Here is an 11,033-nt window from a genome sequence, read left to right as displayed (position 1 = left end):
CGTATATTGAACGCTATAATCGGACCATACGTTATAGTTGGCTGAGCAAGCATTTATTTGATACTTTGGATGAAGTACAAGATTATGCAACAAACTGGTTGTGGCATTACAACCATGAAAGACCACACCAAGCAAACAAAGGAAGGCCACCTCTAATGGCTGCTTAACCTCTACTTTTAACTTCGGTTATTTATGGGAGGATTACCACCCCTCATATACTGTAGATAAAGTAGGCATTCCAAATCGTAAGAATATTGCTAAAGCATTAGATACTTACAATGCGTATAGCCCTCAAGTTAAAAAAACTTACATAGCTATATCCAAACCTTGGGCTTACCTATGGATGCAAATGGTAAATACACGATTACAGACGAAGAGTCCTTAAAGAATTTTGTATATGCCATCCAAGAGCGTTTTTACACAACACAAGCATCTACAGAAAAGCGTTTAGCTCAGGCTTATGTTCCAGTTTAGTATATTTATTTTTCATAGCTTCCGAATTAACACTAAATTTCAGTGAGATAAAAAGTGTAAATTTTTAAGTATTTTTTATTGAATTTTTACAAAATACAATACATAATTCATTAAGTTTTTGAAATATATATATTAATTATAATTTGGTATGTATATCCGTTTTAAGGCCATCATCTAAAGCAGAAAATAAATAAAAACCCTTTGTTTTGACAAAGGGTTTTTTATTGCCTGTGTGAAAAGTAGGATCGATCAATTGAAGAAAACGATAAAAACTTCAATTGAGACAGAATATTTAAATCTATATTTCCGATTATTTTTATAAAAAAGTACTGTTTTACCGATTTATCTCAGTTTTGTATTCTAGTTTCACAAGATAAGCAATCCCCACAACGCACTGAGGAATACAAAATGAGTTTAATCAATACCCAAGTGAAAGCCTTTAACGCTACTGCTTACCAGAATGGTCAATTCATTGAAGTGTCTGAGCAGGACATGATGGGTAAATGGTCGGTGGTGTTTTTCTATCCTGCAGACTTTACCTTTGTCTGTCCAACCGAATTAGGCGATCTGGCTGATCATTATGCTGAATTCCAGAAAATGGGTGTTGAAATTTATGGTGTATCAACCGATACCCACTTCACCCATAAAGCCTGGCACGATACTTCAGACGTGATTGGCAAAATCCAGTATCCACTGATTGGTGATCCGACCTGGACTCTGGCAAAAAACTTTGAAGTGTTAATTGAAGCTGAAGGTCTGGCTGACCGTGGGACCTTCGTAATTGACCCAGAAGGTACCATCCAGATTGTTGAAATTAACGCTGGCGGTATCGGCCGTGATGCCCAGGAACTGCTACGTAAAGTCAAAGCAGCGCAATATGTCCATGCACACCCAGGTGAAGTTTGCCCGGCAAAATGGAAAGAAGGTGAAGCAACGCTTGCACCGTCAATCGACCTGGTCGGTAAAATCTAATCCAGTTGCATTTATCTTCTGATGAAAATCCAGAACTCCGGTTCTGGATTTTTTTTGTCTGTTGAAACAGAAACCAGCAGAATCCGGATACGCCCGGATGATTCTATTCTTGCAATGCAGTATGCCAGATTTGCGCTAGCTGGCCGCACTACAAAGGCTTAACATGAAACGATCAATTCTCCTTGCAGGCGCAGGACAGTATGAAAAAAATAATTGGTTTATATCGAAACAAAAACATGCACTGGGTCGGTGATGGTTTTCCGGTACAGAACCTGTTTGCTTATGACCGTTTAGGTCAGGCCATCAGCCCGTTTTTAATGCTCGACTATGCTGCGCCTTATCCGTTTGAGGCAACGACAGCGCAGCGTGGTGTGGGTTCACATCCGCATCGTGGCTTTGAAACCGTGACTCTGGCCTATCAGGGCGCCGTCACCCATCAAGATTCGGCCGGTGGCGGGGGCACCATTCAGACGGGTGATGTGCAGTGGATGACAGCCGGTGCCGGCGTGGTGCATGAAGAGTTTCATTCTGCCGATTTTGCCGAAGCCGGTGGACTGTTTGAAATGGTCCAGCTCTGGGTCAATTTGCCAGCCAAAGTCAAAATGACCGCACCGCGTTATCAGGCCATTGCCGCTGCCGATATTCCCCGAATTGAACTGGACGATGCCGCCGGGCACCTCCGGGTGATTGCCGGGAACTATTTAGGTCACACCGGGCCGGCACAGACCTTTAGTCCGGTCAATGTCTGGGATGGTAGCTTGCATAAAGATGCGCAAACCTTTGTGCATGTCCCGGTGACTCACAATGTCCTGCTGGTGGTGCTAAAAGGTGAGCTGCTGGTGAATGGCACTCAACAGGTGCAGGACAGTTCTATCGTGATGTTTGCCCGCGATGCCGAGCCGACCATTCAGTTGCAGGCGCAGCAGGAAACACAGTTTTTAATTCTGACCGGTGAGCCATTAAATGAGCCAATTCAAGGCCATGGTCCTTTTGTGATGAACAGCAAACAGGAAATTATTCAGGCCTTTGATGACTTTCATTCTGGTAAGTTTGGCCAAATTCCGCTGCAAAGCTAAGCATTCAGCGATCCTGCTGCGAAAAGAAAAAAGCCTCTGATAAAAATCAGAGGCTTTCTTGTTATTGCGCTGTTAAGTTTCTTGTTTTATCTCATTTGTATCATTATCTGTAATGATTTTATGTGATGTGGTTGTCATTCTTGTGTGGGGTGTATACTAGCGGAAAGCACGCGCTTTGTAAAACAACTATTCTAAAACTGGTTAATTTATATCTATTGTTTTTAAATGATTTTTAAAAATTAATAAATAAAATTTCAGGTATTTCTTATATTTACACGGGGCTTGAAAATACGTTAAAAAATGTAACAGAAGTGGCATTTTAGAACTTTATTACACTTTGTAAAAAGGGTGAATCTGGTAGTTTTTAATAGCTCATTTTGGCAAGGCATGGTTCATAATTTCGGTCAATGTTTTCATTAACGGATAAGACGTTTTGGATATTGCAGTCATCGGTAGTGGCATGGCTGGGCTAGCTACCGCAAGAATTCTTAAAGATGCAGGGCATAACATTACAATTTTTGAAGCTCTGCCTGGACGTGGAATGGACAGCCACAGTACTGAGTTTGAAGGCGGTTTAATTGACGCACCGCTGCGGGTCATGAATCCGCATTTGTGGAAAAACACGCTCAGTTTAGCCACTTATCTGGGTATTCCGACCTTCCCGGTACGGACCTATATGGCCTGTAGCTGGTTGTTTGAGGACCGGACCGAAACCTGGTTAACCACCTCGCGTACGCGTATCGGGAATTTCCCGATTATCAATAACCGTAAAGGCTTGCAGCAATACGGCTGGCGTCTGGTTAAAGGCATGTTGCAGTTAAAAACGGCAATTGCCAAATTCTTCCGGTCGAAGAATCAGGACATTACCCTGGCCGAGTTCATCAACCAGAATGAAATTGAAGAAGTGTTCTGGCATGGCGCGGTAATGCCGGTGTTGTACACCATCTGTACCTGTAACCCGAAAACCATTGGCGAATGGCCAGCGAAGCCGCTGTTGACCTTCTTGCGTCAATTGACCGATGGTGATGCGCTGTTGCGTATTCAGGGTGGCACTCCGGCGCTGGTGAATAAGCTGATTGAAGGTATTCATATCAAGAGTGGTTCACCCATCACCCATATTAGCCAGCAAGATGATCAGGTCTATGTCAAAAATGCCGAAGGCGAAACTGCGGTATTTGACCGTGTGGTGGTGGCTACCCCAACCACCAATATCGAGAACTTCCTCGATCGTGAACAGTTTGCCGAAGATATTGCCTTGTTAAAGCAGTTCAAGTTTGAACAGGGCGAACTGGTGATTCATACCGATAGCACAGTGATGCCGCCAAAACGCAAAGACTGGTCAGTACTGAGCTATATGATGGACCGCAAGTTTACCCGTCAGCAATTTACTGTCTGGCTAAACTCGATTGAGCCATCGCTGGTCGGTAAAACGCCGGTGTTCCAGACCTGGCGTCCGGTCACGCCTATTGATCCGAAGAAAGTCATTTCTTCTGTCACCCTGACCCGTGCGGTGGTGGATTCAAAAACCGTGGCACTGAACAAAGAATTGCAACAGCGTCATAAAGTCGCTGATCGCAAGGTGTTCTTCTGTGGTTCATGGTCATGTGACGGCTTGCCAATTTTAGAATCAGCCGTGACTTCGGCCATGCATATTGCAGAAATTTTTGGTGCACCGTTGCCGTTTGTGGGCTTAAAACCTAAAGTAGAGGTTGCTCCCCAACTCGGCTACTAATTTATGCGCTGGCTTCAGGCAATTTTTCGACAGGCTCCTTCCCATAAATATGCAATCAATGCAGCGCTTTTGGGAGATCCTGCCGAGTTGCCCTGGAGCAATCTGGGCTATTGGCACTCATCTGCACAGGACTATCCGGCGGCGTGCCAGCAGCTGGCCGATCATTTGGCCGAAGCCGTTCAGTTGCAATCCACAGATCGGCTGCTCGATTTAGGCTGTGGACAGGGCGCCAGCCTGTTGCACTGGCAACAGCATTATCAACTCTCAAATATTACCGCCGTTGAACTGCAAACGACCTGTGTCGAGCAGATTCAAGCGCGCTGGCTAGAGCTGCCAATTTATGCGCAGTCTTTTTTAAATTTAAAAAATCTCATGCCTCTGGCACCGTTTGATGTGGTGCTGTGTATTGATGCGGCCTATCATCATGCTTTGAATTCATTTCTGGATGCCGTGCAACCGGTTTTAAATTCAAAAGGCCGTCTGGGTTTTCACACCCTGATATTGTCACCGCAGTTTTTAAAATCAAATACATTACAACAGCATTCTTATCGCGCTTTATTAAAGGTGGCGGATGTGTCGTTGCCGGAACTGAAAACCGCAGCACAACTGGAGCAGTGTTTGCAGGAACGCGGTTTTACCCAGATTCAGATTGAAGATTTATCTGCACCAGTGTTAAACGGATTTGCCGAATATATCCAGCAGCTGCACTGGCCGCAGCACAGTTCTAGCCTGGACCGGATCAAGATTGCCATGACCGCAAAGCTGTGCCGACGTTTATATAAAGATGGCTGGGTGAGATATGTGCAAGTGACCGCACACAAGCAATAAAGCAGAAAAAATAGCGTCATAAAAACAACAAAGGCCCACTAAAATAGCGAGCCTAAGAAAATGGTGCCGGCACACGGATTCGAACTGTGGACCTACTGATTACAAGTCAGTTGCTCTACCAACTGAGCTATGCCGGCATTGTGGAGTTGCATTTTACAGATTTTTAATTCGGGCGCAAGCGAAAAAATAAGCAATTAAAAGTAGGCGACAGGCGCTGTTTTATTTTTATCCAGCTCTTGTTTTCGCGCTTAAACATCGTGGAAGAGGCAAGTTTCTGCTCAAGACAACAATAGCTCACGTTCAGGGCGAGCTATTGTTTTGAATTTAAAATAAAGGGGGGTTAAGTGCCGCAGAGGCGTGCTACTTGCTCCTTAAAATACGGTCTAAATCTTGTGCACATTCTTCAAGGGTAAAAGCCATATCGAGTTGCATTTGTGGTTTGAGTTCGTTGGCGAGAGATCTCCACTGCTCAATAAGTTTAAGGGCTTTTTGAATTTTATGTCGATTGAGGTCTTTGGCGATGGTGGGGGTATAACCACCACGTTTGGCATTTTTAATTTGTTTGACATAATTTGCGCTGTTATTCATGCTCGCTCCCGAATAGCAGTTTTTTTGACTGATTGGCTTTAAACATCTTTTTTGGCACGATTAAATGAAGAATATTTTTTAAGTTAATAGTTTTAAACAGTTGTTTATTTTGCCTATTGTTCTCCTTGTTCTGTTTAGGTCTGTGTTTAACATAGCACAATGCTTGCTGCTGTAAAGCTTGCGAATTCTATGCCACTTTTTATTGTTGTAGCATGAGATGATGACTTTTTGTTGACATCTGTGGTTTAAAAACAGGTTGGAACTGTGGCAGGCTGTAACTTTCACATATATGTGGCAGGATGGCATAACCCGAAGATCATGCTTAACAACCCAAGAGATGAACGGGGAGTCAGAAAAATTGATGCTATTTTCAGCAAAGCCTGAGATGGTGCTGGAAAAATAAGCGCTACAAGTCAATGAATTTATCAATATAGTTTTGAATTTGATAGAAAAAGTCTATCTCAGGTTTCCTATTTTATCTGTGTTAAAAACTTGACCATCCATTTAAATTTTAGGGAAGCAGATGCGATAGATGCTCTGCTTTTTCAACTATAAATTTAAATTCAAAAGCTGATGAATTTAAAACTTAGCGGATGTATTCAGGCTCAAGTTTTTAAATTCAAAAAATAAAAGTACTGTTGTTATTTTAAAATCTAATCCAGAAACAATCAGATAATTTCACTGTCTGGAACTGAATAATTTTGAAAAAGCAGAAAAGTCGAAGCATAAAAAAAAGACCCAAATTTTACAATTTGAGTCTTTTTAAACATTCTGGCGGTGAGAGAGGGATTCGAACCCTCGATACGCGTCAACGTATACACACTTTCCAGGCGTGCTCCTTCAGCCACTCGGACACCTCACCATAGGCCGTGGATAATACCCAAAAAAAGTCACTCTGCCAAGCTGAAACAATTGATTTGCGGAAAAACTTTTGGGCTGGTGCTATTATGCGCAAAAATACGGTCTATCCATGAAGACATTCTATGCAAAGTACTGCAAAAAAAGCCGCCCTGCCTGTGATTACCCTCGCGGCACTGGGCGTAGTTTTTGGTGACATTGGAACGAGTCCACTCTATGCCTTGCGTCAATGTTTCCTGACCGCACATCTGGCCATTTCTGAAGGCAGTGTTCTGGGGATTTTATCGCTGATCTTCTGGTGCATGATGCTGACCATCAGCTTTAAATACGTCACCATCATCATGCGCGCAGACAACAACGGCGAAGGCGGAATCATGTCGCTGCTGGCCTTAAACCTGCGTACCACCCGTATTTCCGAACAGAAGAAAATCTATCTGATTGCACTGGGCTTTATTGGTGCATCGCTGTTTTTTGGTGATGGGATTATTACCCCGGCCATTTCGGTGCTGTCGGCGATTGAGGGGCTGAGTATTGCCACCCCGATGTTTAACCAGTGGCTGATTCCCTTATCTATCGGGATTCTGGCTGGACTGTTTCTGGTACAGCGTCATGGCACTGGCATCATGGGCACCTTCTTTGGGCCGTTGACCCTGCTCTGGTTCCTGTCGATTGGCGGGGTGGGGCTGTGGAGTATTATCCAGACGCCGTATGTGCTGGCGATGATCAGCCCGCACTGGGCCATCAACTTTGTGCTGGAACAGCCTTATGTGGCCTTTTTAACCATGGGCGCAGTCATTTTGACCATGACCGGTGGTGAAGCGATTTATGCCGATATGGGGCATTTTGGCCGCTTGCCGATCCGGATGGCCTGGTTTGTGATTGTGCTGCCATGTCTGTTATTGAATTACGCCGGACAGGGCGCCTTGTTGCTGCGTGATCCGGACGCGATTACCAATCCTTTCTATCTGCTGGTGCCGGACTGGGGTCTGTATCCGATGATTGCGCTGGCCACGGCTGCGGCGGTGATTGCCTCACAGGCGGTGATTACTGGCGTATTTTCGATGGTCAATCAGGCTATTCAGCTGCGTTATTTGCCGCGTTTATCGGTCAAACATACCTCAGAAGTGGAACAGGGCCAGATTTATCTGCCGTTCATTAACTGGGTACTGTTTGTATCGGTGGTGATTCTGATTCTGCTGTTTGAAAACAGTGCCAATCTGGCCAGTGCCTATGGCGTAGCGGTGACCATGACCATGCTCTGCGGCACCATTTTAATTTCCATTCTGGCCTATGGTTTCTGGCGCTGGCCGGTGTGGAAAGTGCTGCTGTTTGCACTGCCTTTTTTAATTCTGGATCTGATTTTTGTCGGTTCAACCTCACTGAAAATTGTCGCCGGTGGCTGGGTACCAATTTTAATTGGTGCCATTGTATTTACCCTCCTGATGACCTGGAAAGATGGCCGTGCCTTGCTGATTCATCATCTGGAAAAAGATGCCTTGCCGATTGAGCTGTTTATTAAAAGTATCAGCATGGGCAATGACACCAAATTTGTGCCGGGCGAAGCGGTATTCTTGACTGGTACGCCGAATATCGTGCCACATGCGATGTTGCATAACATCAAGCACAACAAGGTGCTGCATGAGCGCAATATTATGGTCACGGTGGTGACGCGTGATATTCCGTATGTGCCGCAAGAAGAGCGGGTGCAGATTGAACGGCTAGATGAACGTTTTTACCGGATTTTTATCTATTACGGTTTTAAAGATCAGCCAAATATTCCGCGCGCGTTAAAGCAGGCCTATGATGAATTGGGCTTTGAATTCGACATGATGCAAATGAGCTTCTTTATTTCACGTGAGCGCATTATCAGCACAGTCGGCGAAGGCATGGCACCGTGGCGGGAAAAGCTGTTTATTTCGATGCAGCGTAATACCAGTCCGGTCAGTGACTTCTACCAGATTCCGACCAACCGGGTTGTGGAGCTGGGCAGTCAAATCCAGATCTGATGCAACGGCGTGGTCTCAACGCAACTGCAATAAAAAAACCAGAGCCATGCTCTGGTTTTTTTGGAGGATAAAAGCCTAAAACAGGTCTTTAATTGGCTTCATTCAGGCTTGGGGCTTCAGGTAAGGCTTGAACAGGCGCTTGCATTTGCTCGGCACCAGCTTCAGGTGCGACCTGAATAGCAGGGTCTGCCATTGGTGCTGCTTCTGGCGCAGCGGCTAAGGCTTCCTGGGTAACATCGGTTTCGGCTTCTATACCATTCACCGGCGCTTCAGCTGAGGAGTCCATCATGGGCGCTGCATTCTGGGCGGCTTCCGCTGCAGGTGCAGTCAACTCTGCTGCGGGTGGTTCAGTAATAGGCTGTGCGCCCTGGGCCAACGGATCAGTTGACTGGCCAGCCGGTACCGGTTGTGAGGTCAGCGCTGATGCATCGGGTGCAACCGCTTGTACCGGAGCATCATGGCCTGGTACCTGGGCGGGTGCATCTGCCGGAATCACATCCAGCTGCGGATTGGTCGGCATCGGCTGAACCACTTGCGGATTGGCTTCAGAGACAATGCGCACCTGACCGCTGGCCACGATATCCTGCAATGAACCCGGCTGACCATTAACCGTGGTCACCACTTTGGCTTTCGATAAGCTTTCCAGGGTATCACCCGGTTGAATGGGAGGTTCGGCAAAGGCAGTTGCACTCATTAAACCGGTAATCAGGCCGGCACCCAGTAATTTGGAATACATAGATTCCTCCATCAAATTTTTATCACACGATTTTTTCGTGAACTACCTTGGCATATAACACTGGCCTGACGCAACGCAGCACACTGAAAGCCATCCAGACTTATCATAAACTGTGTTAAAACTCTGACAGACTGTTACACAGTCACCGCCTGTACAGCGGTTTATTGTCTAATTGTTAAGCGAACAACAGCCAGAACATATACAAGCTGCAGACCCCTTGTTAAGCTCGGCCAATATGTGATTCTTATAGTTTTTAGCAGTGTAATGGCCAGAAAAAAGCGCAGTACAAATCCGCCTCTCTTTCCCTTTTTTCATCAAGGAAGTTTAAAAGTTGTTTTAGGTGTGGTGGCCGCTGGCAGTTTCGCGATTGCCTTTGGACAGGAAAAAATCAGCCAGTGGATGTCCTTGACACCAAGCACTTCGAATAGTGCCTGTCTGGAACAATTTTACCGTGATGTGCCGCCGTATTTAATTAAAGACAGCCTGCGCAAAGACAGTTATCCGCTGTGCTTTAATGGTTTTAATGTGATGTATTCCGGCGTGTCCAAAACCCCGCTGTGGGTGGCTGAAAGTCTGACCCCGGCGCGTTTAAGCCAGAAAATTCCCCGTGAAGACAGTTTCCATGAAGAAGAGCGGGTGAAAGAGCAGCACCGCGCGACCTTGGCGGATTATCGTGGTTCAGGTTATGACCGCGGACATATGGCGCCAAATGCCGATATGTCCAATAAAGCGGCACAATACGACAGTTTCTCGCTGGCCAATATGGTGCCGCAAGCGCCGAAGAATAATCAGCAGGTCTGGCGTGAACTGGAAGAAGCCACCCGTGCGCTGGTGACCAAGCATAAACAGGATGTGTATGTCATTACCGGGCCGACTTTTAGTGGCAAAAAACTGAAAGCGATTGGTAATGGGGTGATTGTTCCAACCTCGGTGTATAAAGCCATTTACTTACCTAAAACCGGCGCAATTGGCGCCTACTATGCACCGAATGACAATTCCCTGCAGGTCAAGGTGGTCAGCGTCTGTTATTTAGAAGAACAGTTGGGCATTAACCTGTTTCCGCAGCTGACCGAAGAGCAAAAACGCAATACCTATAAATTGCCGCTGACCGCCAACGCGGTAAAAGCCAATAAACCACTGGAATATTCGCATTGGGATGCAGAAAGCCAGTGTGCTGAAGATGTTGCTCCGGAGCAGCTACAGGCCTTACAGCGTCAGTTTAAATCGGGAGGTAGCACGGCCACTGCCAGTGGTACAACCTTGGATGCCGAAACCCAGGATGCCATCATTAAGCAGTTGATTGAGGCCTTGTTGCACTATATCTTACAGTTAATGAATAAAAGCTGATCAGCACATATAAACGGCAGGATGAGCAATTGATCCTGCCACAACAACCAGCATTACGGCCGAGGTGGGTATGTTTAAACCGTTTCAACATGGGACAGAATCTCATGCCATTCATGATCTGACTGTCGAGAATGATCTGGACTGCGTGAATGTCTATGGCAATTTACAGCTCACCAAGGACCAGGCGGGTCTGGCTGCGGCTAAAGCCTTGCAGGCACTGCTGAATGAGGTGGTTGCGGCTCTGGAAAAAGAGCCAAATCTGCCTGAAAAAGTCCAGCGTACCGAAGTACGGGAAATCGAAAATCCTTTTCTTTGACATTCTTCCTGTCTTAGAGGACAGGGTTTTTACGCTCTAACTAATAAACTGTTCATTTAAAATATAAAAAAGCCCACCGAAGTGAGCTTGTCGGGCGTGC

11 protein-coding genes and 2 tRNA genes are annotated in these 11,033 nt (G+C 45.8%); 9 read left to right on the top strand and 4 right to left on the bottom strand.

What is annotated here, in order from left to right:
* From FTT63_RS10765 to FTT63_RS10745, 6 genes are all read left to right on the top strand, one after another.
* Window positions 1-167: integrase core domain-containing protein (locus FTT63_RS10765; RefSeq protein ID WP_180047395.1), on the top strand; the 167-nt coding region annotated here is incomplete at its 5' end.
* 172 nt (window positions 168-339) lie between these two features.
* Window positions 340-474 carry a hypothetical protein gene (locus FTT63_RS15760; RefSeq protein ID WP_257221849.1) on the top strand — a complete coding sequence of 45 codons (135 nt, stop codon included), beginning with the start codon at window positions 340-342 and terminating at the stop codon, window positions 472-474.
* A 408-nt stretch (window positions 475-882) separates the two neighbouring features.
* Window positions 883-1,446, top strand: coding sequence for an alkyl hydroperoxide reductase subunit C (gene ahpC, locus FTT63_RS10760; RefSeq protein WP_016658414.1), 564 nt, complete (start codon window positions 883-885; stop codon window positions 1,444-1,446).
* Between the two features lie 200 nt (window positions 1,447-1,646).
* Entirely contained in the window at window positions 1,647-2,522 is an 876-nt protein-coding gene (locus FTT63_RS10755; RefSeq protein ID WP_180192268.1) for a pirin family protein, read from the top strand.
* A 433-nt stretch (window positions 2,523-2,955) separates the two neighbouring features.
* Window positions 2,956-4,254, top strand: coding sequence for an FAD-dependent oxidoreductase (locus FTT63_RS10750; protein WP_034598019.1), 1,299 nt, complete (start codon window positions 2,956-2,958; stop codon window positions 4,252-4,254).
* A gap of 3 nt (window positions 4,255-4,257) precedes the next feature.
* The gene (locus FTT63_RS10745; RefSeq protein ID WP_180192267.1) at window positions 4,258-5,082 is read left to right on the top strand and encodes a methyltransferase domain-containing protein; all 825 of its coding nucleotides are present in this window, start codon (window positions 4,258-4,260) and stop codon (window positions 5,080-5,082) included.
* A 61-nt stretch (window positions 5,083-5,143) separates the two neighbouring features.
* Here the strand turns inward: FTT63_RS10745 and FTT63_RS10740 are convergent.
* The 3 genes from FTT63_RS10740 to FTT63_RS10730 form a co-directional block, all read right to left on the bottom strand.
* Window positions 5,144-5,219: transfer RNA gene (locus FTT63_RS10740), tRNA-Thr, on the bottom strand.
* Between the two features lie 223 nt (window positions 5,220-5,442).
* Window positions 5,443-5,670 (bottom strand): hypothetical protein, encoded by a 228-nt coding sequence (locus FTT63_RS10735; protein WP_005180651.1) that lies wholly within the window; start codon window positions 5,668-5,670, stop codon window positions 5,443-5,445.
* 772 nt (window positions 5,671-6,442) lie between these two features.
* Window positions 6,443-6,532 (bottom strand) — tRNA-Ser (locus tag FTT63_RS10730).
* Window positions 6,533-6,653: 121 nt separating this feature from the next.
* Between FTT63_RS10730 and FTT63_RS10725 the strand changes: the two genes are divergently transcribed.
* Window positions 6,654-8,534, top strand: coding sequence for a potassium transporter Kup (locus FTT63_RS10725; RefSeq protein ID WP_104513218.1), 1,881 nt, complete (start codon window positions 6,654-6,656; stop codon window positions 8,532-8,534).
* Between the two features lie 88 nt (window positions 8,535-8,622).
* Here the strand turns inward: FTT63_RS10725 and FTT63_RS10720 are convergent, their stop codons facing one another.
* The gene (locus FTT63_RS10720) at window positions 8,623-9,270 is read right to left on the bottom strand and encodes a hypothetical protein (RefSeq protein ID WP_180192266.1); all 648 of its coding nucleotides are present in this window, start codon (window positions 9,268-9,270) and stop codon (window positions 8,623-8,625) included.
* 264 nt (window positions 9,271-9,534) lie between these two features.
* Between FTT63_RS10720 and FTT63_RS10715 the strand changes: the two genes are divergently transcribed.
* On the top strand, window positions 9,535-10,617 hold the full coding sequence (locus FTT63_RS10715) for a DNA/RNA non-specific endonuclease (RefSeq protein WP_016658418.1): 1,083 nt from the start codon (window positions 9,535-9,537) through the stop codon (window positions 10,615-10,617).
* 70 nt (window positions 10,618-10,687) lie between these two features.
* Window positions 10,688-10,933 carry a hypothetical protein gene (locus FTT63_RS10710; protein ID WP_005180612.1) on the top strand — a complete coding sequence of 82 codons (246 nt, stop codon included), beginning with the start codon at window positions 10,688-10,690 and terminating at the stop codon, window positions 10,931-10,933.
* Window positions 10,934-11,033: the final 100 nt, after the last annotated feature.

This window comes from Acinetobacter sp. C15, assembly GCF_013420645.1.
Classification (GTDB): domain Bacteria; phylum Pseudomonadota; class Gammaproteobacteria; order Pseudomonadales; family Moraxellaceae; genus Acinetobacter; species Acinetobacter indicus.
Note: the sequence above shows the minus strand (reverse complement) of the source record. Positions and strands in the feature narration are given on the sequence as shown.

Excerpts from the sequence above, each read along its gene's own strand:
- FTT63_RS15760 (WP_257221849.1), top strand. The coding sequence starts at position 340 with ATGGATGCAAATGGTAAATACACGATTACAGACGAAGAGTCCTTAAAG.
- ahpC (WP_016658414.1), top strand. The coding sequence starts at position 883 with ATGAGTTTAATCAATACCCAAGTGAAAGCCTTTAACGCTACTGCTTAC.
- FTT63_RS10755 (WP_180192268.1), top strand. The coding sequence starts at position 1,647 with ATGAAAAAAATAATTGGTTTATATCGAAACAAAAACATGCACTGGGTC.
- FTT63_RS10745 (WP_180192267.1), top strand. The coding sequence starts at position 4,258 with ATGCGCTGGCTTCAGGCAATTTTTCGACAGGCTCCTTCCCATAAATAT.
- FTT63_RS10735 (WP_005180651.1), bottom strand. The coding sequence starts at position 5,670 with ATGAATAACAGCGCAAATTATGTCAAACAAATTAAAAATGCCAAACGT.
- FTT63_RS10725 (WP_104513218.1), top strand. The coding sequence starts at position 6,654 with ATGCAAAGTACTGCAAAAAAAGCCGCCCTGCCTGTGATTACCCTCGCG.
- FTT63_RS10720 (WP_180192266.1), bottom strand. The coding sequence starts at position 9,270 with ATGTATTCCAAATTACTGGGTGCCGGCCTGATTACCGGTTTAATGAGT.
- FTT63_RS10715 (WP_016658418.1), top strand. The coding sequence starts at position 9,535 with ATGGCCAGAAAAAAGCGCAGTACAAATCCGCCTCTCTTTCCCTTTTTT.
- FTT63_RS10710 (WP_005180612.1), top strand. The coding sequence starts at position 10,688 with ATGTTTAAACCGTTTCAACATGGGACAGAATCTCATGCCATTCATGAT.